Here is a 25,146-nt window from a genome sequence, read left to right as displayed (position 1 = left end):
TCAACGCTCTCCTTTGCGTAGGCTTCTCTCTTTAATCCGCTCCATTAAAAAACGAAAATCGTTTTTATCGAACAGCATGCCTCTAATCCTCACATTGAACGTCATTCGAAGCGCCGCCATCGTCACGATCATCCGGATCACGGCGCCGATCAATAGAGCAAAAGCGATTCCGTTCAGCCCGTATAACGGAGTGAACAGGAAAAACAATCCGATCGTCGCCGCAAGGGCGATGAGTTGCCTGATCAGCACGAGCCCGGGCCGCCCCATCGCGTTAAACGCGGATGCGAGAATCCATGAACCCCCTCCCAGAATACATTCGAAGGAAAGGAGATAGAATGCGGTGGTCGCCTCAAGAAACGGCGCGCCGAACAGAATACCCATGAGGAAACGTCCTATGAGCATGCTCGGGATAACGACGATCGTCATTAAGATCAAAGACAGCCTGAACGCCCGACCGACCGTCGCTATGATTCGGTCCTTATCCATCCCGGTTACTTTCGGGAAGATTACGTTCGTAATGGCCGTCTGAACGACGTTGAACACCCGGGAAAGCGCGAAGACGACGGTGTAAAGGCCAAGATCCTTCGCCGTCAGCAGGGACAGAATGATGATTTTATCGAATTGGGAATAAAGAGTGCCGAGCAATTCAACCCCGAACACTTTACTGCCGTATCCGAACAATGCCCTTGCTGCCGATAAGTTTCCTAACCCTTTGAACCAATCGCTTCGGATTACGTCCCCTACGCCGTACAAGGACCAAGTCATGACGAGCATGCTAGTCACGAGGAAAACCAGCGCGGCGAGATCGATCGTTGTATTGCCGACTGCCCACAGCGCAAGCAATCCGGCCAAGTTGCATAGCGGAACGTACAAGCGAACGCCGTTGTACACCTTGAAATTGTTCCTGCTCTGCGCCAGCGCCGAAATCAAATTAACCGCCAGAATAATCGGCAGCATAAACACGGTATACCATCGCGCGATTTGAATAACGGCTTCCGAATAATTTCCGAGCCAAACGGGAAGCCAGATCCAAGCGACGATGCCGACGATGATGCTGACCGGAATCTGGAACAGGAACCCCGCCCTTACGAAGTCTTCTCCGCGGCCTTTGTTTTGCTTCATGTTATAGATCAACGAGGTCGGCAGCCCGAAGCCGACCAGACCCGCTAACAACGTCGGCCAGAAAAGAATGGCCGAGAATTCCCCTTTGCCGACGACGCCGAACATGCGGGCCGTCACGATCGAGGTAAGCGTAGTGATAACCATCACCAGCAGATTGGTCGCGCTCGTGCGGAGAATCGTTTGAAAGAGACCGTCTCCCTTCCAAACTCTTTGAATGGCGTGTTGTGCCATAATTCCTTTCAACCCCTACCGTTATAGCGCAGGATACCGACAAGAGACCCGTTGCGGTAACAAATTTTGACGATCTGCCGGATGAATTTCTTATTCTGGAAAATCGTGAACGATAACGACCCGACTGCCTGCATCATTCGAATCGTATGCTTAGCGACGGCCGCGACGCTTTTGTCCTGCCGCTTTACCGCATCGCTCACCCCCTGCCAGAAAATCCGCTTCAAGAACCATTTCTTCGTCGTTCGTTCCTTGGCGATCTTATGTCTGACGGAAGCATACGACGTATAGTAAACCTTGTACTTCTCGCGAAGTCTCGCGATCAGCTCGCTTTCCTCGCTCGACAGCAGATTATTGCCGACCCTTCCCAAGTCCTCGCGGAACGGCTTGATATGGTCGAAGACGCTCATCCGGAACGCGACGTTCGCGCCGTAAGGAATCGATGGGGAAGGCATTTCCTTCACCCCGTTCGAGTAATCGAGAATCGTGAACACCGAGCGGTATTCCTCCGGAATCCAATCCGGTTCGGCGGCTTCCCAGACGGGATCGATTTTGCCGCCGACGCAGCCGATGACCGGATCTCTTTCGAAGACGTCCACGATGTGTTGCACCCAATGGCTCGAAGCAAGGGCATCGTCATCGAGAAACAAAATGAACTCGCCGTTCGCCTCCCGTATCGCCCTGTTGCGGGCAACCGACAAGCCGAGCTTGTTCTCGAGAATATAGCGTACTCTCGGACCGTGACGCCGTCTCAAATCGTTCACGACCTGTGCCGTATGATCCGTGGACCGGTTGTCGATGACGATAATTTCGATCGCCTTTTTATCGAAGTTCTGCGTCAGAATACTTTCGATCGCCTCTCCCGTATCTTTGGCCCGGTTGTGAGTGCAGATGGCCACCGTAACCTTCATCGTTCATCCCCATCCTTGATAAACGTTTTTAATCTTTTCCGCGATCGCGCTCCATTCCAATTCCTTCAGCACCTCGTCATACTTCGGCGCTTTTCCTTCCCTTTTCGCGTTTAACGCTTTTTTCATCGCGTTCGTAAGCCCGTTAACATCGGACGGCTCGTAACCGACGACCATGTCTTCCCTGAAATATTCGCCGATGAAGTCGTTGTCCGGCATGACGATCAGCTTCTTGAACGACAGCCCGAGAATCGCGGAACCCGATGTCGTGATCTCTTTGTAAGGCATCACCATCACATCGGCGGCGTTGATCAGATCGGCAACCTCTTCATTCGGGATAAAACGTAAATCCAGAATGATATTTTCGGTATCTCCCAAACTTCGCAAATACGCCGCCATCTCTTCGTCCGCTTTTCCCGCAATGATCAGGAAGGTTCGTTTCGTCTTCAACGCGTTAAAAGATTCGATCAAATTCTCGATGCCCTTATAAGCTTTGATCGCGCCGAGAAACAAATACACGTCGTCGTCCTCGCTAACGTTATATTGTCGTCTGACATCCGTTCCGTACGGCTTGTATACGCCCAAATAGTGGCCATGTTTAACAACGTATAGCTTCCGTGCCGGGACGTTGAATTCCATCATGACCTTCCGTTTTATCGACTCCGACGCGACAATCAGCTTACTGCAAAATCGGCAGATCAGAGTTCGCATGAACCGCTCCATCTTAGGGTACTTCGCGTGATGCGGATACAGGTTATGAATCGTCCATATCAGTTGCACGTTCCTCAGCTTCAAATAGAGCATCGTCAGCACGAAAATAAAAGATTTCACGATAAACAGCAGCCGATTCCGATTCTGGTAAGCGTGATGCATCCAGTGGATATGGACGATGTCCCCCGATTTCGCTCGACCAACCTGCAGCATTAGCTTGCCGTGTCGCAAATCCGCAATGTCCAACCCTGCTCCGCTAAGCGAATCGGTCAACAAATCATTGTAAAAATTCAGTTCGCTCGATTTCGGCCACATCCATACTCTCATCTTCCGCCCTCCCTATTTCCACCGGACATTCGATTTGATCGCTTTAGCCGGTATCCCCGCTACAAGCGTATGGGGGGCTACGTCTTTCGTTACGACGGACCCGGCCGCCACGACGGCTCCGTTACCGATCGTAACGCCTTTCAAAATGGTAGACTTGCAGCCGATCCAAACCTCGTCGCCGATAACGATCGGCTTCGTCGAAGAGGTACCCGCGATTTCATGATAATCGGTATCCGAAATGACCACGTCCCATGAGATCGCGCAGCCCGTGCCGATCGTCACCGATTGCTTGGACATGATCTCCGTCCGACGGTTAATGTAAGTCCGGTCGCCGATGACGATTTCCGCTCCGGGTTGATCCAGATAGAAATTGACCCTGTCATAGAGCATGACCCTGTTGCCGATTATGAGTTTCGTATTGCTGCATTTCGAAACAACATGAGAACCGGATACTTGGAGCATTGAACCGGTTTTCGTCGTTCGGAATGCGAATATGGCGCCTCTTAGAAGACGGTTGGCTTGTTTTAACGCATGCTTTAGGTTGCTCACTCCCCCACTTAGCCCCCTTTCTGCATCGTTCGCCTAATGCGCCGCCGCGGTTCAGTTGTATCTGCGAATCCAATCGTTCGGAACGTTGATTTCGCGTATCGCCTTGGCGGGCGTGCCCCCGGCCAGCACGTTAGCCGGGATATCCCGCGTTACGATGCTGCCGGAGGCGATTACGGAGTTAGGTCCGATCGTAACGCCGGCCAAAATGACGGCCCCTCTGCCGATCCAAACATTTTCCGAAATGATTACTTCTTTGCTTGCGCACGGATCATCCGCATCTACCGGGTGATAATTCGAGTCCATAATATTAACCATCGGTCCAATGATCGTATTGCTGCCGATCCGTATGGATTTCGTGCAACCGATGTCCAAGCCGTAATTAAAAAAAACGTTGTCCCCTATCCACAGCTCCGCCTTATTACCAACCGTTACGGAAGACGGAAACGGTTTGGCGTGAAAGGAAACGTTCCTCCCGATAATAAACTCGCCTTTGTTGCTTACGGATAATTTCCCCGAGATCCGCCCCAGTCTGCCGACCGAACTGGTTTTGATCGGCAGTATGACCGCGCCCTTCAGGACGGCCAGCAGCTTGCCGAACCGGATCTGCTTGTATTGGACATTCATAGAATCATCCCGCCGTCTCCGCCTTCATCTTCCGAGCCAATAACGAATGGTAGGTGTTCTCCACCTTCCGGGCGATTGCCTTCATGTTAAAGTCGTTCATGACGTTAGCGTATCCTTCGTTTGAAAGCTCCTGATGGTTGACGCCTTTATCGTAGACGCGCCGAATGGTTCGATATAACTCTTCGACATCGCCGTCCTTCACGATAAAACCGCCCTTCGTTTCGCGAATGATTTCCGGCGCTCCGCCCGAATCCGATACGATGACGGGCGTCTGCGCGAGCAGCGACTCGATAATGACTCTGCCGAACGGCTCGTTTAACGAGAAGTTAACCGTAAGATCGCAATCTTTCATCACGTCGAGAGGGTTAGGGCTGTAGCCGTAAAAAACGATGTTCTCCTCCAACCCGTAAGCGATGACCTTCCGGATCAAGTCGTTATAATAGTCTTCCGACCCGTCCACGGACGTGTCGCCTACGATGAGCAGCTTCCAGTTATACCTTTTGTTGTCGGCCATCTTTTTGACGGCCTCGATGACGAGATGGTATCTCTTCCACTCCACGATTCGTCCGAACATCCCGATGACGAGCGTGTCGTCCTCCATCAGGATTCGGCTCTTAGGCGTTAATGCCGAATCCGGATCGATGCCGTTGTAAATGATCGTCTTGTTGCTGCCCCGGATGGAATTCGCCACGAAGTGCGAGATGCAGATCACCTGGTCGAAAAACCTTGGCAGCACATGGTTAAACATTCTCAAATGCGTATGATCCCTGTGGTGCCATACCAGCTTGCTCTTCGTCATAAACTTGAGCGGAGCCGTATACCAAGGCGCCCGCCACCCGTTCGCGTGTATAATCTCGATCCGGTTTTTCTTCACGAAACGCTTGATGCGCAGCAGCGTCTCCAAGTACCCGAGGCCGAGCTTTTGTTTGATGCTGTTCAGCCGAAGCGGGAAATGCTCGTACTCCGTCTTGATTTCATTCAAATACGCCGCATCGCCGGGACTTAACAAATAAATCCGGTATTTCGCCGTGTCCAAGTAATTGATCAGGTGAATCAGGCTTTGCTCGGCGCCGCCTTTCTTATCCGCGTGGGTGACGAACAATACGTTCGTTTTTCCGTTTTCCATTCAGCGCACCTGCTTTATCGGGTAGATGGGAGTTAACGAACGGATGTAACCGTTCAGCACCTCTTTATGGTTATAGTGCATGCGCAAGAAATTTTGCGAAGAATCCGCCAAAGCCTTAGCCGAGTGAGGATTGTCGAACAAGTACTTGATCTTCCGATAAAAGGCCTCCGGCTCGTCGGCTATCAAGATATGCTCGTTCTTCACGAGACCCGTGCCTTCGTATCCGATCGAGGTGGAGATGACCGGCAAGCCGTTCTGAATCGCTTCGATCGTCTTCAGCTTTACGCCGGCTCCGTTCTGCATCGGATTAACGAACAAGTACCCTTGTTTGTATATGTCATCCAGACTCTTCGGAGAATCGTGTACGATCACGTTGGTCAGATCGTATTGATCCAGCCAGCTTAAGCTCATCTTCCTGCTATTCCCGGCTACGATGAATTTGTAGTCGGGCTCCCGCAGCATCAAGGGATGAACATGAGCAAGATACCACTGGATCGCTTCCCGGTTATTCGGCATGAATAACGAACCGATAAACACGACGTTCTTCCCTTGGAACGTGCCGGAACCGAAATTCCCCAGAGATACCGGAGGCGGCAAAAATTGGCTCCGTGCCGAAGGATGCCGTTTTTGGAAGGTTTCGAACTCCTTGTTCGAGATAAACAAATATTTGTCTACCTTCTCCAGCATCTTCTTCTGCAGCCGGGCGAACTTGCCGCTTTCCATGCGGTAATAGAGCTTGTGAATGACGTTTCTCGTGCTTCTGGCAAGCGCTTTGAAATAGACCGCTTCGTCGTTATGAACCCGTAAGATGACGCTGTCGTGCCTGATCTTCGGATTGTCCAGGATCGGATACACATAATCGCCTTCAAGCAGCACGTAATCGTAATCGCCGTCGACGTCTACATGCCTTAGCTCGTCTCTCGATCGCGCTTGCATCGGAGTCGCGTGCATGAAATCCGCCAGTTTGCTTCTGCGGTCGCAAAGCTTAACTTGCTCGACATAAGCGCTAACGGCTTCCAAATCCGCCTCGGAAGGCTTCTCTCTTCCGCACACGGCGAGATGGATCCTCCAACCGAGCTCCGCCAAAACCTTAATCCTTCCCCAAGTGTCGACCCTTGCGCCATGATCGGCAGGGTAGGGGAAATCGCTGCAAACAATAAGTATTTTCATTTCGCCACCCTCGGTCTATTGGAATGATTGATTTCGTTCTGACCTAGAAAGAAGCTGATAAAGGCGAAGAGCAGCCATACCTCGTATTTGATCTCCAAAGCCACGAAGAGCAAGGAAAGTAAAATAAAAACAAGAGCCAGAAACAATATCGAGCTGGATTTCACTTTGACGATCAAATTTCTGGCCATGAGATAGAAGAACGCGACGGAGAAAATTCCGCCGAACATGACCCACTGGAAAAAACCCGATTTGACGCCTAAATTTTCATCCGAATTCGAATATTGCAGAAGCTCTCCGGCATTGATCTGACCAATGCCGAACATCCGGTAGTAAAATTGGGACATGAGGTTGATCGAGTCGTTCACGTACTTGTCGAAATACATCAAGTAGGCTCCCGTTCCGACGCCCAGCGGGTTGTGCAGGACGGTAGCCAACGAGATAATAATCGTCCCCATTCTCGTATAGGACGACGTATAGTTCTCGATATCGTTGCTGAACGAGCTGACCACCCCCGCCGAAAAATACGCGATGAAATAATACATCGCCACGATTGCCGACAAGAGCAAAATGAAGTTTTTCTTCTTCCTGAAATCCAGAAATTTGATCATCGTGACGACGAGCGTCAGCAAGCTTACGATCAGGAAGCCTTTGGATCCCGTGACGAACAAGTAGAACAGGAAAAACCCGGAAACGTAAACGATCGATAACGTCTTGGCAAAGCCGCCCAGATACCGGGTCAGATAAACCAGTATCGAAGCGTACACGACGATGATGGATCCCGTCGTACTGCTTTCGGAAGTCAGCAGCCTCACCCTCCAATAAGGATGGCTCCCCGCATGAAAGGATGAGAGCGCGTGCGGTATGCTCATGAGCTCTAAAATCATAATGAAGATCAATAGCGTAACGACGGAGAAGAAGCACGCATACAGCACTTTGTAGCTTTTTATTTTCGAGAATACAAGCTGCATATGCCGGATGTAGAACAAGATCAGGATGAAATAGATTAACACCTTCACCGCTTTGCCCAGCAGATTTTCCGAACCGAAGCTGTAGCTGCCCTGCATGAATTGCACGAAAACGTAGACGATGCTAACGAAGCTCAAATAGAGAATAAAAGCGAACAAATACTTCTGCAGCTTCGAAGCGAGCATCACTTTCTTGTATTTCGCTAGCATCGCTACCTCGCAAAAAATAAAGAGAGGAAACAGCACGATGATCGGCGACCTGCCTATCTCGCCGATCGTGTTCACCAGCGGAAAATCTTGATAGACGGTAAGCACCAGCAAGAGAACCAGATACAGAGGCAAAAACCTAGACATATCTTTTCACGGAGACGGAATACCGGTCGGTCGGTTTGCTCTCCGCGGCTTCGTACAGTCTTTCGATTTGACGGTTCATTTTATCCGAATGGAATTTCTCGTTAAAAACCTTCCGGCCCGCTATTCCCATCTCTTCCAGCTTGCTCTTATCCAACCCTCTCAAGATGTTCGCCAGCTCTTCCTTGTTATCGAAATCGAAAAGATAGCCGTTGACGCCGTGCTGAACGATTTCCGGAAGCGCGCCCCGGTTGCTGGCGATGACGGGCTTCTTATTCCGAAGCGCTTCGATCGCGACGAGGCCGAACCCTTCCCAGCGGGAAGGAACGACGATGGCATCGCAAGCTTTCATGTACCGGTCGATCTCCGAATTGTCCACCCAGCCGACCTTGATCGCGTTATCCGGATATCGATACTCGCATTCCTTCAATACGGTGTCTCCGACGAGATAGAGATGAATATCCGCGAATTTATGCTCGTTGAATAATTCCAGCAACAGATCGAAGCCTTTCTGCCGGTCGAAACGGCCAACGAACAGCAAGTTGATCTTCTCCTTCCGAACCGCGAACGGCGCAAGCTCCGAAACCGCGGAATCCGATACCCCGTTATGCACGACGACGGATTTCTTGGCCGATATGCCGTAATCCATGGCCATCTCGTATTCATGGTTCGAGATATGGATAATGTGATCCGTCTTCAGGGACAGCACCTTCTCCACGATGGCGAACAGCTTTCTTTTCCAACTCTGAGTGTCCATTAGAAAAGCCCATCCGTGCGAGCAGTAAATGACGACGGGGCGCCGTTTCTTGAAAAAAAGCAACGTTCGCAGGAAGAAACCCGCGAACGTTCCATGGACATGAATGATATCGGGATTGATTTCTTTTATTTTCCGATCGATCGATTTCATCGTTTTGAGAATGTAGGAAGGTTTCCTCTTGTACGGGTACATGAACACCCTGTCGGAGTTGATCCGCAAGAAATCCGGGTTGGAGTTCAACTCGGAAACCATCAAGTAGATATCATGGTTATCCGATTGGTACTTCAGCACTTCATTTATATGGGTTCCCACGCCGCCCTTAGTAAACTCCGATAGATGAAGAACCTTTGTCATGATCTCGCCTCCGTTCGCTGATTTACGATGCACCCCTGGAGCTTATAATGGTTACCACCGTTTTCAAAATGATTTTGATATCGAACCAAATCGACTTCTTCTCGATATAAGCAATGTCCAATTCGACCATTTCCTTAAAGCCGATATCGTTTCTTCCGCTGACCTGCCACAGCCCCGTGCATCCGGGCGTGACGGACAAACGCTTCTTGTCGTAAGTCGTATATCCGTCCACTTCCATCCGGGATGACGGTCTGGGACCGACGAGCGACATCTCTCCCTTAAGAACGTTGTAGAATTGCGGCAACTCGTCGATGCTCGTCTTTCGAATGAACTTTCCCACTCTCGTAATGCGCGGGTCGTCCTTGATTTTGAACATCGCTCCGCTAATGAAATTTTTGTGCAGCACGTCCTTCAGCTTGTCCTCCGCGTCGGTGCACATCGAACGGAATTTATATATCCGGAAAGGCTGCTCGTTCTTGCCGACTCTTATCTGGGAGAAAAAAACCGGCCCTTTGGGATCCTCCCACTTGATACAGATCGCGACGATGAGGAACAGCGGACTCAAGACGATTAAACCGAATAGCGAACCGACAATATCGATCGTCCGTTTAAGCAGCGAATGAAGCTTATTCGCGCGAGGTTTCTTTCGTTCGATCGCTGCATTCTTATAATATTCAGACGCGCTCACGACCGCATCGTCCCGATATTGCGGCGTCATTATCTCTCACTCCTTCCTAGTATTAATCGTTTGCCGAGCTCTCGTTCCATGATCTCCCCCAATTCCGCCATAAGTTGATGTTTCAGGTCGTTATTTCGAAGCGCAAAATCGATCGTCGTCATAATAAAGCCAAGCTGTTCGCCTACGTCGTAACGAGTTCCCTGGAAGTCGAAAGCGAAGACGCCTTGATCCTCGTTCAGCTTCTGAATCGCGTCGGTCAGTTGAATTTCTCCGCCCGCTCCTCGCTCATGCCGGCCTAAGTATTCGAAAATATCGGGAGTCAGGACGTATCGGCCCATGATCGCCAGATTGGATGGCGCCTTGCCTTTCGGCGGCTTCTCCACAAAACGGTTCACGTGGTACAGATTATCGATTCTTTCGCCCGGATCCACGATCCCGTAACGATGCGTCTGGTCCACGCATACCGTCTGAACGCCGATAACCGAACGGCCCGTTCGTTCAAACTGTTCGATGAGTTGCCTCGTGCACGGAACGTCCGCTTCGACGATATCGTCTCCGAGCAGAACCGCGAACGGCTCGTCGCCAATGAAGTTGCGGGCGCACCATACGGCGTGTCCCAGCCCTTTCGCTTCTTTCTGCCTAATATAATGAAGATTAACGTTCGATGATTTTCTGACCTTTTCCAAGATGTCGAGTTTGCCTTTTTCCTCTAAAATGTGTTCCAGCTCGAATGCGATGTCAAAGTGGTCTTCGATCGCCCGTTTGCCTTTGCCGGTCACGACGATAATGTCTTCGACACCCGATTCGATCGCTTCTTCCACGATGTACTGAATGGTAGGCTTATCAAGAATGGGAAGCATTTCTTTCGGCATCGCTTTCGTTGCCGGTAAAAAACGGGTACCAAGCCCTGCTGCGGGGATAATCGCTTTTCTCACTTTTGCCATTTTGATTTCACCCTATCCTGTTTTTTTGTCTATGGATCAAGTTAACCTCTTACAATGGGCATCTAACCCTTCCTCACGTCATACCCTTGACGATGAACGTCTAAGGTCGGCTGACCCACAGCATGACCGAGTGCCTCCGGTGATAGAGGTGCAGGAGACATTACCTAACCGTTGACTCTTATAAAATGTTCGGATGACCGATGTTCAGATAACCGATGCTAGCTTTCGTTCTTCTCTCCGTAATAGTAGTAATAGGAGTCGGCATGCTTGCGGTTGACGTTATTGAGAACGACGCCGAGCAGTTTGGCCTTCACGTGATCCAGAGAAGCCTTCGCTTTGAGCGCGACTTCTTTTCTCACTTTGCCGGAATCAACGACGAGAACGACGCCATCGCTTTGCGCCGCTACGATCTGGGCGTCCGTTACGAATAAGATGGGCGGCGTATCGACGATGATCATGTCGTACATCCCTTTCGTCGTGTCCAGAAGCGCCGCCATTCTCTTCGAGGAAAGCAACTCCGAAGGGTTAGGCGGCGTAGGGCCGGCGGGAATGAGCGATAGGTTGTCCGTGTTGGTATGTTGGATGACTTCTTGCAACTCTCTTTGATTGAAGAGAGCCGACGTCAAGCCGAATCGATTGGATTTACCGAAAATATGATGCTGCGTCGGCTTTCGTAGATCGGCATCGATCAGCAGCACCCTTTTGTTCGTTTGGGCAAAAGCGACGGCCATGTTCGCGCAAGTCGTACTCTTTCCTTCGCTAGGGTTGGAAGAGGTAACCATGATGATCTGCTGCGATTGGTCGATGGACGAATACTCGATGTTTGTCCTAAGTATCCGATAACCTTCGGAAATCGGAGATTTAGGATTCGTTTCCGTAATCAGGTTCCATTTAGGTATCAAGCGAGACATGTTTTTCCCTCCCGGCCGTTCTCGTTAGCGGGGTTTTGCCTCCGCGTTCAATCGCATCCCGTTCTTGAAACCTCGGAATCGAAGTCAGCACCGGAACCCCCAGCAGCGATTCGATATCTTCCTCGGATTTGATCGTGTCGTCCAAATAATCGAGCAGGAAAGATATGCCTACGCCCAGCATCAACGCCAGCATGAAAGCGACGGCAATATTCAACTTCGGATTCGGGGCAACGGGACCGCGATGCTCCTTCGGATCGGCAAAGTCCAACACCGACACGTTGTCGACCTTCATCAACCCGGGAACCATCTTCTGAAAAACGACCGCGACCGCGTTCGCGGCATTCGCTGCCTTCTCATAAGAATTGTCCCGGACCGATACGGACATCACTTGCGTTTCGTTCACCGAGCTTACTCTTACTTTTCCGATGAGATCGCCGTACGACATATTAAGATCCGGGTAGTCTTTGACTACGTTTTTCATAATGCGCGGCGTTCTTATAATTTCTTTATAGGTTTTGATCAGCCCGATCGTGGAATTAATGGAGCCAACGTCGATACTCGGAAGCAATGAACTGCTGTCCTTGTACTGGTTGACGATCAGCTTGGCGGAAGCTTCATACTGGGGTTGAATGAAGTAATAGGAATAGATTCCGACGGACAGACAGCTGACGATAATAATCAAAACGATCAATAACAACCTTCTTTTCACGATGATCCAATATTGTTTTAGCTCCAAATCGTCTCCTCCGTTACTGGTTAAGTCATCTTTTCGATGTGGTTGATAAAGTTATTCATTTCGAAATTTTAATATAAATAGTTATTCAATTCGAGAACTTACGGGCGTGAAATATTCATAGAAGTTTCCATCCTCATGAACGAAAGATCTCCTTATGAATATGATAATTACTTAATTATTCATTTCGCGAACAAATGGGCGTGGCTTCATCTAAGAATAACCCTGTCGCGACAATTGTACTTGCGGTTAGTTCAGCTCTTGTCTCCCCGTGTTCATAAAATCGTCGACCGTTCCGCCATTCATGACGTAATCCATCATGTCTTCCAATCCGGCTTCAAGCCCCATTTTCTTCAATAGCTGCGATACCAGTTCGGCCATGTCGACGGACTCGTTGCGGGGGAGATAACCCGTATACATAAGGAGCTCGGATAACGATCTGCACTCCTCATGCCTTTCTTGATTGAATAGGGAAGGATCTTCGGATAATATTTTCAAAAATTGCTTCAGCCTTACTTGCTTCTGCTCCTGATTCGAAACGTTCATCTTTAATCTCCTCCACTCATCAAGTAACACCATCATTTACATCGGAATAATGGTGCATCATTATAACAAGATTAGCTTGCTACAACTCGACATAGAATTCAACCTATATTAGGAGGTTTTAATAATAGTAAAATATCATTCATTTTAGAAATTTTTAACTTTCTTTTTGCGCGGGGCACAGGGCAATCGCTTTGCGAAATTGAATCAACCACACCGCTATTTCGCTCCGCGAGCGGGTTTCTGGAGAAATAAGGGTGCTGGGCACCGCTATTTCGTCCCGCGAGCGGGTTTTTGGTGAAATAAGGGTGCTGAGCACCGCTATTTCGCCCCGCGGGCAGGTTTTTGGTGAAATAAGGGTGCTGAGCACCGCTATTTCGTCCCGCGTGCGAGTTTCCGGAGAAATAAGGGCGCTGAGCACCGCTATTTCGCTCGTTCTCTAACTTGAAAGGAACAGTTACGGTTAACCCTTCAGATTTGCTCATCCTTATCGTTTCGTAGCGACTGCCTGGTACGGGGCATTTAGCGACTTGACAGCTAATCTCCCTCGTGAATTTAATTATGCCATAGAAATCGGAATTTCAAGAGGGAATAAAGACATGGTGCCGTTTAGACATTCTTGCTCATTTTCATAACTGTTTTCATATGAATTTCTTTCCTTTTTTATTCCGATAAAGATCATTCTTCGCCGTGGAAGCGCTTAATTATTTAATTTCAATTTTCAGACTTTAGGTCTTCGTTTTATTCGTGACTCAATCGTCCCATTCCTTATAACAAAAAGGAAATCGAATATCTATTCGTAACTTGGATCGTTGAAGGAGTCATCAATAATCCCTCTGATTTCGCTCAAAAGAGGGACTATTGGCTACCGTCCCGGAAAGACTAGGCAAAAAAACCCAATCCCGATTTTTTACATCGCTATTCGGGGCTATTATCGAACCAAAATAAACGTTTTTATTAACCGAAATGCTAAAAAAACCTAGCTTTTCCTCCCAAAACGAGGTGCGCTTGGTTCCCGAAACTGTTTTATTGAAGGTTTAGAGAAATCCGTTTCAGTCCTTTTTCCCGATTATAAGAATTTGTATCGGGATTATCCTACTAATCGAAATCAAACGGAAATACATCTTCGGTATCACGAACACCTCCTGCTAAATGACCGCTTCGTCTACTCATTTACCGCTAAAATAGGAAATGAAACGGCGGAGAACGCCATCGGTTAACGGCGCCGCATCCGGTTTGCCGACAAAAGGCCGATCTTCGGCCACGCATAACGCATTGTTCAGGAAATAGTTCTCCCACTGCTCCCCCATGCGCTCGCGAACGACTTCATAGGCTTCGCGCAACCGAAACCCTCTTCGGTCAAGATGATGGGCATCGGAAGAGACGACATGAATGAGGCCGCTTCTGCAAAGAGACCAAGCGGATTGCTCGATTCGTCGGCCGAAACCTCCAAGCAACGAGTGGGTCGTCACTTGAGCGAAAGCCCCCTTCTCGATTAATTCCGCGAGCCGCTCCGGTTGCTTCACGACTTCGGCATTACGCTCGGGATGAGCGATGATAGGTTTTAAGTTCAGGATAAGGAGCTCGTGAATCAGCTCGATCATCTCTTTGGGAATACGCGAAGAAGGCATTTCTATTAGCACATATTCGGAGCCGGCCAATGGAAGCAATTCTTCCCTGTGCCATGCCTCTAGCAGGTCGTCATGCACCCGAATCTCTTGTCCGGGTCTAATCGTAATCGGTACGCCTGCGGTTATTAACCGTTCGTTAATAAGACGGGTATGCTCCTTCACTTCGACCGCTTTATTATTGTAGCGACCGTTAGCGTGGTGCGGCGTCGCTATCAGGGTCGTAATTCCCTCATCAACTGCTGCACGCGCCATATTCAAAGTATCCTCCCAATCGTTTGCTCCGTCATCCAATCCGGGAAGTATGTGCGTATGAATGTCTATCATGCTGATCATCGCTCCCTTGACAGATCAATGGGGTCAAGCTCGCCCGGAAGGCAAACTTGACCCCATTCTATCACACGAAAACCGATTTATCAGCATATGTTGCCCAAAGTCATTCGCAACGAACGTTACAGGCGGGCTTCCAACGCTTTCTTCTGCTCTTCAAAGCCCGGTTTGCCGAGCAACGCGAACATGTTCTTCTTGTAAGCTTCGACGCCGGGTTGATCGAACGGATTGACGCCAAGCAGATAGCCGCTCACGCCGCAAGCGATCTCGAAGAAGTAAACCATATATCCGAACGTATACGGGCTCATGTCCGGTAGATTAACGATCAAGTTAGGTACGTTGCCATCGGTATGCGCCAGCAAAGTTCCCAAGAACGCCTTCTTGTTAACGAAATCGAGCGTTTCGCCGGCAAGGAAATTCAAGCCGTCCAAGTCGTCCTCGTTTTTCTGAATCGTAATTTGTTCGGAAACTTGGCCGACTTGCAGCACCGTTTCGAAAATAATCCGGTTGCCCTCTTGGATGAATTGTCCCATGGAGTGCAAGTCCGTCGAGAAATCAACGGAGGAAGGATAGATCCCCTTGTAGTCTTTGCCTTCGCTTTCGCCGTATAACTGCTTCCACCATTCCGATACGAAGTGCAATCCCGGCTCGTAGTTGACGAGAATTTCTACCGCTTTGCCCTTACGGTACAACGCGTTACGAACCGCGGCGTATTGGTACGCTTGGTTCTCGCCCAGGTTCGGATTGTTGTAAGTCGTAGCGGCATCTTGCGCGCCCTTCATCATCGCCTCGATGTCGATGCCGGCTGCCGCGATCGGCAATAGGCCAACCGCTGTCAATACGGAGTAGCGTCCTCCGACGTCGTCCGGGATAACGAACGTTTCATAGCCCTCTTCCGTAGCTAATACTTTCAACGCTCCGCGAGCCTTGTCGGTCGTCGCGTAGATCCGTTTGCGGGCGGCTTCCTTGCCGTATTTGTTCTCGAGCGCTTCGCGGAAAATACGGAATGCGATCGCCGGCTCCGTCGTCGTTCCCGATTTGGAGATAACGTTGATCGACCAATCTTTGCCTTCCAGCGCTTGCAGTAAGTGAGTCACGTAAGTCGAGCTGATATTGTTGCCCGCGTAGAAAATTTGCGGCGTCTTGCGTTGTTCCTTCGATAACGTGTTGTAGAAGGAATGCTGCAGCATTTCGATCGCCGCGCGCGCGCCCAGGTACGATCCGCCGATACCGATTACGATAAGAGCGTCGGAGTCGGATTGAATTTGCTTGGCCGAGCTCTGAATACGAGCGAATTCTTGCTTGTCGTAATCGAACGGCAGGTTGATCCAGCCCAGATAGTCGGAGCCCGCGCCCGTTCCGTTATGTAATTGCTCATGCGCCAGCTTGACTGCCGGCGCGAGATTGTCGATCTCGTGTTGTCCGACGAATTGCAACGCCTTGGAATAGTCGAATTGAATGGTTTTGCTCATTTCTCTCTCCCTTTCGCGACCTCGAACGGTCTTAGCACATTAGATATAGAATACTGAATAAACGCGGATGGCACAAGCAAGCAACGATGAAGGTTTGATGAAGATTGCTTATCGAGGTTGCTTCTGTATAAGTTGAACGAGATACTTTCTGATCATTCACCGAATTCCAAGCCGTTTTTGTCGGAGACGATTCGGAAAAGTATAGCAAATTTTATACTTTCTGAATCGCGGAACAAGGCCAGCCGTCTTCACGGCTGACCTCATCTCCGACCCGGTTGAAATTATCGTTTGCGTACTCCGATGATTAATTTTTCAGCAGTCTATCGATGACTGCAGCGGCTTCGGCTCGGCTGGAATTGCCGGATGGAGCGAACTTGCCTCCGTGTCCAGTAACTAGCTTCAGAGCAGAAGCTGCTTTTACGGAATCCAGAGCCCAAGCGGATATCTGCGATTGGTCTTGATAGCGTAACGCAAAAGCGTTATTCGTCTTTGCATGCTTTTTCTCCCATGCGCGCATGAGCATAACCGTCATTTCTTCGCGCGTGATCGAACCGTTCGGATCGAATAGGCTATCGCTTTTGCCATTGATAATTCCCGCCTTGCTTGCAATGGTGATCGCATCCACGTACCAAGCTTTAGCGTCAACGTCAACGAACGATAATGTTCCTTTCTCCGACAATCCTAACGCTCTTACCAGCATTGCCGCGAATTCGGCTCTCGTCACGGATCGGGCTGGCGAGAACTGCGTGTCGGAAGTGCCGAGAACGATACGTTTCGCGGCTAACGCTTGAATCGCAGCTTCGGCCCAGTGACCTGACGGCACATCCGTATAAGCCTTCTTCATCTCGAGAATCGCGTATTGGCTGAAATGGGAAACTTCCGCGACCAACTCCCCGTTCTCGAGAGTGCCTCCGATGTAAGTCAATTTCCCGTCGTCCGAAATATAGTAGATTGCGGAGAGTTCCGCATTCGAAGAAGAATTCAGCTTCAATCGAATGACGATCGGTTTGTCGAACTTCTTGAGCGGCAACGTCGTTCCGTCCTTCTTAACAAGTGCAAGAGTGATGTCGAACGCCGCACCGGCGACTTTCCATTCTGCATCTCCGTTAGCTTGCTGCCCCTTCAACAAGCCGCCTATCCGATCGGTAATCGGATCAACCTTCAGAACTAGCTTGGCGTCTTGCCTATCTGCTTCGTTCATTAGGCTGGACCATTCCGTGAGCATTGCGCCCGGTAATCCGATCGAGAACGCGTCCATGCGAATGACGAGTTCGTTTTGCCCCAATTGCGATGCGCTCTTAATCGGTACGATGACCGACTTTGCGCTCTCCGGCACGTTAATAACCGCTTCATCTCTATTGGAAGGAACTATTAATTCTTGATCTTTGACCGTATAAGTCGAAGGTGCATTGCCGTTTCCGCCTCCCTGACTTGACCCCGGACTCGTGCCGGGATTTGTGCCGGGATTTGTGCCTGGATTCGTGCCAGGATCCGAAACGCTCTTCGCCGGTATGACAACGGCGATGCTTGCCGTTTCCGCCTTTGAACCGTCGCTCGTTCTCGTTACTTCCAGTACGAGATTCACGGTCGTATCGACGCTTGGCGGCGCTATCAATCCGTTAAGCGCTACGACTCCCGTGTTGCTCGAAGATTTGATCGCCACAGTATATCCGCTCGGTACGCTTGGCAGCGTCAACGCGGTTGCATCTTTCGCTGGCGCGGCAATCGTCGTAATGGTCGCCGCGATTTCCTCTGCCGTCTGCGGAACGACGCTCTTCGCCGGTACGACAACGGCGATGCTTGCCGTTTCCGCCTTCGAACCGTCGCTCGTTCTCGTTACTTCCAGTACGAGATTCAAGGTGATGTCGACGTTTGGCGGCGCGATCATTCCGTTAAGCGCGATAATATTTGTGTTACTTGACGTCTTGATCGCCACCGTATAACCGCTCGGTACGCTTGGCAACGTCAACGCGGTTGCGTCCTTCGCTGGCGCGGCAATCGTCGTGATGGTTGCCGCGATTTCCTCTGCCGTCTGCGGGTCATCGTCGATTCGCGGGAAAATTTGCGCATCCGCCCAGTCGGCGTGGTCGCTATTCGTCGGATTGCCGACCGGCGTACCCGCATCGCTGACGATAAGCGTCAACTCGTTGACTCCCGTGATGTCCACTTCGATCGGGATTCCTACCGCGGGACCATTTAAGGCTTCCAAGGTCGGGCTCTTGTACAATGAGAAGCCGTCTCCTAACACCTCGAACCACATCGTGCTGGCCGAGCCTGTCGTATTCTTCACGTCGTCGATTCCGATGACGGCTTTGAACAGCCCGTATCCTCCGCCAATATTATACTTAATAGTGGATGACGCATGGGTTCCGATCCCTTTGGCGTAAGTCTTCCCGTTGATTTTGATCGGCGTATTCAAGCTATTAATGGCACGATCCTTCAACGGCGGGTGATCTGCCCAACCGCTTGTTGCGCTTAACCAGACCATATCGGATAAATAGGCCGGGCCGCTTGCAGGTGACGGGAGTTCACCTACTAAGATGCGATATACGAACGTTGAGACATCGCTTGCCGTGTAGCCGTTCTTAACGACAATCGCTTTTAATGCAGTCGATTCAGTAATGTTGATTGCCCCGGCATAAAGCGTACTGTTCTTCGTCGGAACATCGCCGTTCGTCGTATAGTAGATTGAAGCGTCCTCCAACTCGGAGGTCAACGTAACTTGCATCGGCTTATCGTAAAATCCTGAAGTTTTGCTGGCCGACGGCGAATCGGCTTTAGGCAGATCGATCAAGAAATCGAAGGTCGCCATCGTGCTGTCCACCCAACCATCTCTATACGCAATCGCTTTTAACGTAGTATTACGGTCAAGCTCTATTGGAGCTACGTATTTCGTACTGTTTTTGGTCGGCGTAGTTCCGTTCGTCGTGTAATAAATGAACGAATTTTCCGTTGCCGAGCTCAGTTCAACCGAAATCGGCGTATGATACGTACCGGCCGCAGTGCTCGAAATCGGACTTTCCACCGTCGATGCCGTAATCGAATACTCATACGTCGCAACGTCGCTATCCAACTTACTTTCGCTAGCGGCAAACGTTTTTAGCATAGCCGACCGTTGAATGACGAACGCGCCCGAGTACAGGTTCGAATCTCTCGTCGGTTTCGTGCCGTCAAGCGTGTAATAAATTTTCGCATCGGCGGACGGAGTCGTTAAAGTTACGGTTATCGTAGAGTTATAGGAGTCCGATGCCTTGTCGCTCTCTGGAGTTGCCTCTTTATCCGCCGTACCTACCGACAGCGCCTCGGCTACGACCGTCGCTCCTACCGCAACCGTTGTCGTAACATAACTTACCTTAACCCCGTTTACAGTCTTAAAGCTTGCGGGATGATGGGTTCCGTCAAGGCTTATGACCGGATACTCTCCGTAGAAGCGAGCTTCCCACGTGAGCGATTGCGTGCCGCTAATGTTTCGCATCTCCGTCTTCGTATTTCCCGTATGGGCAACCGCGATTTCATTGCTCCCAATCGGGAGGAAGTTCACCTTAACATCGGGCACTTCACTCGCTAACCTTGGCGCCGTAACGACTGAATGCTGGGGCGCGTTCGGTTCGATTCCCATCAATCCTTCGATGACGTTGCCGATGATCGTATAGGAAATTTCCGGATATTCCCCGTTCGTCAACGTTCCTCTGCTAAATTGCTCATGTCTATAGTCCTTCGTCTGCATCAGGAACTTGAGCCATTTCCAACCTTCGTTCACCCGATTGTAAGGATAGAACGTATCGGGCAAGTAGGAATACGCCTCGATGTTAGCCGGTGAATTCGGCTTATCCAACGTTGCTTTCGAGTCGGGACTCGCGTATTTCAAGCCGTCGCCGATCTGACCGGAAATATAGTCCAAGTAATTGCTATTCTTTTGCCCCGGTTCGGTAATGAGCTTCATTGGCATAAACCAACTGTTCTCTTTGCCGAAATCGGTATACTTCGTTACTTTGTCGATATTGAGCGCTCGAGCATAGTTACCTGATTCGTCCCCAGCCTTGACGCTCCAATCCTCGTTAAAATAGTCTTTCAAATTTTGCGCTTTCTCGAACATCGCTGCCGCCTCTGCTTCCATTCCTTTGGCTTTCAACATGTTCGCGTAAGCTAAGGTTGCTTGATACTGGGAAGCGATCGCGTCGCCGGCTTCGATAATCGTTTCGCCGCTTCGCTCGTTATAGCTCGCCGCTCCCGCGAAAATCCCCTTGCCCGTTCCCTCGGCGACGCCGTTGCCGTTCGTATCGTGCGCCGTGATATAGTCCGTCATGACTTTCGTATAAAAATTCCATAGATCCGGATCGTTGATATAAGCCTCGTTACCCGTCCAGAGGTATTGCTTATAAGCTTTCTCTACCAACTCGAACTGCGCCGGCACCTCCCGCACGAAGTTGGTGTCGCTCTTCCAATCGATCGTATAGTTGGAGCCGTCGAAGTTATACGCCCATAGGGTGTACCACTTCCTTGCCTCCGTCATGCCTTTGGCGAATGTTCGGAACATGCTGAAGTTTTCATTGTCGAGCCCTATCATATGAGCTCCCGCCGATTGATGGACGAAGTCTCGGCTATAGAACGCGGTCCGGTGTTTATATCCCGCCCAATAAGATGGAATGTACGTAAACGGTCCCGCTTGACCGGCGTTATTATTCACGTTAACCGGACCCGATTTGCCCGTCTGAACGAACTGAAGCGCTTGACCTGTCGCCCACTGGAACGTATTCCTCAGCAAGGCGTTAGACGACTGCAGCGTAACCTTCTTCAAGAACGCGGGAACGACCACGCTTATACTAATCGTATCCGCTTTCGTGCCGTCGGATATACGCGTTACTTCCAACACGAGCGCGACGGTCGTAGCCGCGCTTGGAGGCACGATCGTTCTGTCTGACGCGATCACGTCCGGACGGTTCGTGCTCTTGATGGCGACCGTAAATCCGGGCGGAACGGTCGGCAATGTTAACGTCGTCGCGTTGACTTCGGGAGCCGCGATCGTCGTAATGCCCGCAGCGACCGACGCAGCCGTATCCGATGGAAGCTGGATATTGTAAGCGTACGAACCGACGTCGCTGACGCTCATTCCGTCTTTGACCGCAATCGCTCGAATGACGCTGATGCCCGGTTGAAGAGCGATTGGAGCGGTGTATAACGTACTGCTGGCGCTCGGCTCGGCTCCGCCAATCGTATAATAGATAGAGGCGCCCGGAGTAGCCGATGTTAACGCGATCGTCTTCGCTTCGTAGTATACCTTGGAAGGCACGTTCGATTTCGGCGGCTCGACCTGAGGCGGCGCCACCTGCACGACCGAATTCCGGCTATACTTGCCGTCGTCCGTAGTCACCGTAATTAACGCCGTTCCGTGAGCGATGCCCGTCACTTTCCCCGTTTGATCGACGGTTGCGATCGCGGGATCGCTCGACTCCCATTCCACGCCGCGGTTAATGGCCTGAATCGGCTGAACGGTAGCGTTTAATTGAAGAACTTCGTCTTTCAGTATCGTCGCATGCTCCTTGTCGAGCGCGATTCCCGCTACCGCGTTTACGTCCGTGCCGGCCGGGACGATCGACACTCCGCTGTCCGCGGCGAGCGTCAATGTTAGCTTTCCATCAATAACGGCTACATTGCTAAGCTCCGCAACCAGTCCCGAGACCGTCACCTTATAGATATCTACGCCCGAAATATTCGCCCATTCGCTCGGCAACGACCATTCCTTATTCGTATACCCGGCTTTACTGTAAGCGATGATTTCTTTGTCCGATTGCGACCATAGCGCGGGAATGAAGACGTCGTCTCCGCTTCTGAGCACCTTATTCCCTTGCTTGATCGTCACTTTGTCCCCATCCATATAACTTTGAACATCGTTCGAAAATTGAACGGTGACCCCGTCGTCGGATAACCTTTGCAAACGGTTCAAATAGTACCACGGCAGCGTGTTCAAAGCGAAATCCTGAAGGAAGCCGTTAAGCGCCGTCAGATTGTTCTCCTTCACCCGGCCTTCGCCGAGCATGGAAAAGCCATATCGCGCATCCTGTCCGTCCCCGCCCGTATACAAGCTTGCCGGTACGTTCAGCGACCATTCTTTCGAAGCGCCGACTCCTCTGAAGTGCCACGCCATCGGCTGAAGACCGACGAACGTTTCCGTAACTCCGTCCGCTACTCTATAGCTATCCACGAATTCGGAAGTCAGGTCGAAGCCCTGCTCGCGCCAGTATTGATAAATTTTCCTCATCGTCTTCACTTCGTCGGCATTCGTGTAGCCTTCGCGAGCTTGATGCCACCCGCTCAGCTTTAAATTCTTTTTCGTCGGATTCGTAGAGCTCGGAATGAGCAAATGGAACGCATCCGTATGAATCGTTTGCCCATCCTTTAACGGAGGAAGCAGCTTGATCAGGTCTTGAATTCTTTGCTGCAGCAAGCCGGATTTCCAATCCCGGAAGTAAGAAATCGCATAGCTGCCCCCGTAAATCGTATAGTCGCCTTCCTTAACGACTTGACCGTCAAAAGTGCCGGCGTCCGCCGCGCCGACTTTACCGATCAGATCGGCCGCGACGTACGTATCCCACAAGGGACTGTCCGGGAAAGCGGTCGTCATGTTCATATGCAAGCTGATCGTCGTATTGTATTTCTTGGCCTCTTCCATTATCCAGATTAAACTATCCTCCGCCGTTGCGTCCTGCGGTCTCTTCAATCGAACGTTGACTTCTCCCCAAGAAGGATATTTCGAGTCATGGCCCTCGAACTGCCAACCTACCAAATACACGACTTTCGGAATTCCTCTCGTCAAGCTGTCGATTTTCTTCGTCGCTTCAAGAGCCTGCTCGAACGTTAAGCTCGGAGTACCGTCTCGGCCCATAAAATATTTCATGACGAGCGTCTTGCTGTAATCGAGGTAGAACGGACGAACGACGACGTTCATCGTATCTTCCTTCGATTTGCCATTCGCCGTAACCTTCACTTTCGCTTTCGCGACGCCGCCTACCCAATGCCCGGAAGCGTCTTTGGCCGGATGAACGACCCCGTTCGTATCGATTGTGGCCACTTCGGCCTCGCTGCTCTTGTAAGTAGATTGAATCGAGTATTCAACTTGAACACCCGGAGCCGACAGGTCGAGCATGCTGCCATCGCCATTCTTCGCGATTACCGCCAATTGCACGACTTCGCCGGGATTCAACAACGGATTGATCTCGATCTTGTCTCCCCTCAGCTCCACGCTGTCCAAGCCAGGATCCTTCACCGTAAAATGTACTTTGTAAATGGTCGTATGGCTGCCTTTAGTAACTTGAATTTCGGTCGTCCCGGGAAGCGAAGCCGCGGGAATTATCGTCACGGCGGCCGCCGGATCCTCCTGAATCGCGCTCACCGAAGGAACAGTTACCGTGCCAATTGGCAGCTCCATGTCGTAGTCCTTGAGCCCCCGCTGAAATCCAGCGAGCGGAACGGAATTCACCTCGATACCGCTTAACAGCGTCCCCGTGGAATCCCCTTTGACCAATCTGGCATCCGCCCAGTTGCCCCAGTCGGAGTTGTTCGTATCGCCAGCGTCCGTCAATATCAGCTCGAGAGCGTTCACGCCCTCGATCGAAATGTCGATTCGCTGAACGTGCGGAAAATCGCCCGATATCACGCCGCTGGAATAACAGACCCGTCCATCGCATTTCACTATAAACTCTATCGTTGATACAGGAGTATCCGTTCTGCCTATGCCGACATAAGACTGGAATCGGCTATATTGACCGCCCAGATCGTACTTAATGACCGAGTTGGCATTCGTTCCAAGTCCTTTGGCATAAGTTATTCCGCCTAAAGTCAATGCCGTGCCACCAACACTAAAATCCTTCTGCACCGTCTTCCACCCGCTCGTCGCCGAAGTCCAGTTCAAATCGCTTAAGAAGACGATATTCTTAAGCTTGAACTGCACCTTGTACACCGACACTTCCGCCCCGTTCGTGACCCTAATGGACGTCGTTCCGGGAATAGAGGCGGCAGGCTGCACGACCACGCTCGCGTTCGAGTCTATCGCCGAAGCCGTAATTACCGGAACTGGCGCACCCTCTTCGACTTCGATATCATAACTTAAGTTTTCTTGAACGAATCCGGGAATCGGAATGTCGTTCACCCGAATTTCCGACAGCATCGTAGCTGCGGTCTGAACCTGAACCAACCGAGCATCGGCCCAGTTCGCCCAATCGTTGGAATTGCCATCGCCGCTGTCCGTTGCTAATAGCTTCAATGTTTGAACGCCGGAAACATTGATATCCACCGGCGCTTTGTGGTTGTTTCCTGACAGCTTACCGCTATTGAATAACTCTAAGTTATCCCCATACACGCTAAACGTAACGGTTCCTGTTTTTTTACTGTTATCCAAACCGGCGACGGCCAGGAATTTGTTAAAGCCGCCATTTAATTGATACACGATTTCCGAGTTCGCATGCGTACCAATCCCCTTAGCGTACGTGTTCCCATCGGCTAGCTTGATTGCCCCCCCATTCACGTTCTTGTCTTTCTGACTAGGCTTGCCTGCCCAGCCGGAAGTCTCGGATACCCAGTTCAGATCGCTCAAGAACACGGTCGTTTCGGTTCCGGCTGCCTGAACCTTCCCCGAAGGCGCCCATTGGATCGTCCCCGTGAAGACGAGAAGGAAAGCCAACAAGAGCAAGGTTGTTTTTTTCATTTTTATTCCCCCT

Annotated in this window: 18 protein-coding genes; all 18 read right to left on the bottom strand. The window is 50.6% G+C overall.

Annotation, left to right across the window (positions count from 1 at the left end; genetic code table 11):
• Entirely contained in the window at positions 1–1,353 is a 1,353-nt protein-coding gene (locus tag HH215_RS32530; RefSeq protein ID WP_169283685.1) for a lipopolysaccharide biosynthesis protein, read from the bottom strand.
• A gap of 8 nt (positions 1,354–1,361) precedes the next feature.
• Positions 1,362–2,261, bottom strand: a complete 900-nt coding sequence (locus tag HH215_RS32525) for a glycosyltransferase (protein ID WP_169283684.1) — start codon at positions 2,259–2,261, stop codon at positions 1,362–1,364.
• A gap of 3 nt (positions 2,262–2,264) precedes the next feature.
• Positions 2,265–3,296, bottom strand: a complete 1,032-nt coding sequence (locus tag HH215_RS32520; protein ID WP_169283683.1) for a glycosyltransferase family 4 protein — start codon at positions 3,294–3,296, stop codon at positions 2,265–2,267.
• Between the two features lie 12 nt (positions 3,297–3,308).
• Positions 3,309–3,845: an acyltransferase gene (locus tag HH215_RS32515; RefSeq protein ID WP_254450295.1), complete on the bottom strand. Its 537-nt coding sequence runs from the start codon at positions 3,843–3,845 to the stop codon at positions 3,309–3,311.
• Positions 3,846–3,896: 51 nt separating this feature from the next.
• The gene (locus HH215_RS32510; protein ID WP_169283682.1) at positions 3,897–4,469 is read right to left on the bottom strand and encodes an LbetaH domain-containing protein; all 573 of its coding nucleotides are present in this window, start codon (positions 4,467–4,469) and stop codon (positions 3,897–3,899) included.
• 4 nt (positions 4,470–4,473) lie between these two features.
• Positions 4,474–5,595, bottom strand: coding sequence for a glycosyltransferase family 4 protein (locus HH215_RS32505; RefSeq protein WP_169283681.1), 1,122 nt, complete (start codon positions 5,593–5,595; stop codon positions 4,474–4,476).
• Positions 5,596–6,765, bottom strand: coding sequence for a glycosyltransferase family 4 protein (locus HH215_RS32500; RefSeq protein WP_169283680.1), 1,170 nt, complete (start codon positions 6,763–6,765; stop codon positions 5,596–5,598).
• Positions 6,762–8,084, bottom strand: coding sequence for an O-antigen ligase family protein (locus HH215_RS32495; protein ID WP_169283679.1), 1,323 nt, complete (start codon positions 8,082–8,084; stop codon positions 6,762–6,764). Before HH215_RS32495 ends, HH215_RS32500 begins: the two co-directional genes overlap by 4 nt.
• On the bottom strand, positions 8,077–9,192 hold the full coding sequence (locus tag HH215_RS32490) for a glycosyltransferase family 4 protein (RefSeq protein ID WP_169283678.1): 1,116 nt from the start codon (positions 9,190–9,192) through the stop codon (positions 8,077–8,079). The genes HH215_RS32495 and HH215_RS32490 overlap by 8 nt, the downstream gene beginning before the upstream one ends.
• 22 nt (positions 9,193–9,214) lie before the next feature.
• Positions 9,215–9,910: a sugar transferase gene (locus tag HH215_RS32485; protein ID WP_169283677.1), complete on the bottom strand. Its 696-nt coding sequence runs from the start codon at positions 9,908–9,910 to the stop codon at positions 9,215–9,217.
• A complete protein-coding gene (gene galU, locus HH215_RS32480) occupies positions 9,910–10,815 on the bottom strand; it encodes a UTP--glucose-1-phosphate uridylyltransferase GalU (protein ID WP_169283676.1) in 906 nt (301 codons plus the stop codon). The genes HH215_RS32485 and galU overlap by 1 nt, the downstream gene beginning before the upstream one ends.
• Positions 10,816–11,033: 218 nt before the next feature.
• Entirely contained in the window at positions 11,034–11,726 is a 693-nt protein-coding gene (locus HH215_RS32475; RefSeq protein WP_169283675.1) for a CpsD/CapB family tyrosine-protein kinase, read from the bottom strand.
• Complete coding sequence (locus HH215_RS32470; RefSeq protein ID WP_169283674.1) at positions 11,707–12,462, bottom strand: YveK family protein; 756 nt, start codon at positions 12,460–12,462, stop codon at positions 11,707–11,709. The genes HH215_RS32475 and HH215_RS32470 overlap by 20 nt, the downstream gene beginning before the upstream one ends.
• Before the next feature lie 246 nt (positions 12,463–12,708).
• Positions 12,709–13,005 (bottom strand): hypothetical protein, encoded by a 297-nt coding sequence (locus HH215_RS32465; RefSeq protein ID WP_169283673.1) that lies wholly within the window; start codon positions 13,003–13,005, stop codon positions 12,709–12,711.
• Positions 13,006–13,103: 98 nt separating this feature from the next.
• Positions 13,104–13,487: a hypothetical protein gene (locus tag HH215_RS32460; protein ID WP_169283672.1), complete on the bottom strand. Its 384-nt coding sequence runs from the start codon at positions 13,485–13,487 to the stop codon at positions 13,104–13,106.
• A gap of 684 nt (positions 13,488–14,171) precedes the next feature.
• Positions 14,172–14,957 (bottom strand): tyrosine-protein phosphatase, encoded by a 786-nt coding sequence (locus HH215_RS32455; protein WP_169283671.1) that lies wholly within the window; start codon positions 14,955–14,957, stop codon positions 14,172–14,174.
• A gap of 125 nt (positions 14,958–15,082) precedes the next feature.
• Positions 15,083–16,432, bottom strand: coding sequence for a glucose-6-phosphate isomerase (locus tag HH215_RS32450; RefSeq protein WP_169283670.1), 1,350 nt, complete (start codon positions 16,430–16,432; stop codon positions 15,083–15,085).
• 304 nt (positions 16,433–16,736) lie between these two features.
• Complete coding sequence (locus HH215_RS32445) at positions 16,737–25,133, bottom strand: NPCBM/NEW2 domain-containing protein (RefSeq protein ID WP_169283669.1); 8,397 nt, start codon at positions 25,131–25,133, stop codon at positions 16,737–16,739.
• Positions 25,134–25,146 lie beyond the last annotated feature (13 nt).

The organism is Cohnella herbarum, assembly GCF_012849095.1.
GTDB lineage: Bacteria > Bacillota > Bacilli > Paenibacillales > Paenibacillaceae > Cohnella > Cohnella herbarum.
This window is presented reverse-complemented; position numbering and strand designations above follow the sequence as displayed.

Coding starts and splice junctions, on each gene's coding strand:
- HH215_RS32530 (WP_169283685.1), bottom strand. CDS start 1,353: ATGGCACAACACGCCATTCAAAGAGTTTGGAAGGGAGACGGTCTCTTT.
- HH215_RS32525 (WP_169283684.1), bottom strand. CDS start 2,261: ATGAAGGTTACGGTGGCCATCTGCACTCACAACCGGGCCAAAGATACG.
- HH215_RS32520 (WP_169283683.1), bottom strand. CDS start 3,296: ATGAGAGTATGGATGTGGCCGAAATCGAGCGAACTGAATTTTTACAAT.
- HH215_RS32510 (WP_169283682.1), bottom strand. CDS start 4,469: ATGAATGTCCAATACAAGCAGATCCGGTTCGGCAAGCTGCTGGCCGTC.
- HH215_RS32505 (WP_169283681.1), bottom strand. CDS start 5,595: ATGGAAAACGGAAAAACGAACGTATTGTTCGTCACCCACGCGGATAAG.
- HH215_RS32500 (WP_169283680.1), bottom strand. CDS start 6,765: ATGAAAATACTTATTGTTTGCAGCGATTTCCCCTACCCTGCCGATCAT.
- HH215_RS32495 (WP_169283679.1), bottom strand. CDS start 8,084: ATGTCTAGGTTTTTGCCTCTGTATCTGGTTCTCTTGCTGGTGCTTACC.
- HH215_RS32490 (WP_169283678.1), bottom strand. CDS start 9,192: ATGACAAAGGTTCTTCATCTATCGGAGTTTACTAAGGGCGGCGTGGGA.
- HH215_RS32485 (WP_169283677.1), bottom strand. CDS start 9,910: ATGACGCCGCAATATCGGGACGATGCGGTCGTGAGCGCGTCTGAATAT.
- galU (WP_169283676.1), bottom strand. CDS start 10,815: ATGGCAAAAGTGAGAAAAGCGATTATCCCCGCAGCAGGGCTTGGTACC.
- HH215_RS32475 (WP_169283675.1), bottom strand. CDS start 11,726: ATGTCTCGCTTGATACCTAAATGGAACCTGATTACGGAAACGAATCCT.
- HH215_RS32465 (WP_169283673.1), bottom strand. CDS start 13,005: ATGAACGTTTCGAATCAGGAGCAGAAGCAAGTAAGGCTGAAGCAATTT.
- HH215_RS32460 (WP_169283672.1), bottom strand. CDS start 13,487: ATGAGCAAATCTGAAGGGTTAACCGTAACTGTTCCTTTCAAGTTAGAG.
- HH215_RS32455 (WP_169283671.1), bottom strand. CDS start 14,957: ATGATAGACATTCATACGCACATACTTCCCGGATTGGATGACGGAGCA.
- HH215_RS32450 (WP_169283670.1), bottom strand. CDS start 16,432: ATGAGCAAAACCATTCAATTCGACTATTCCAAGGCGTTGCAATTCGTC.
- HH215_RS32445 (WP_169283669.1), bottom strand. CDS start 25,133: ATGAAAAAAACAACCTTGCTCTTGTTGGCTTTCCTTCTCGTCTTCACG.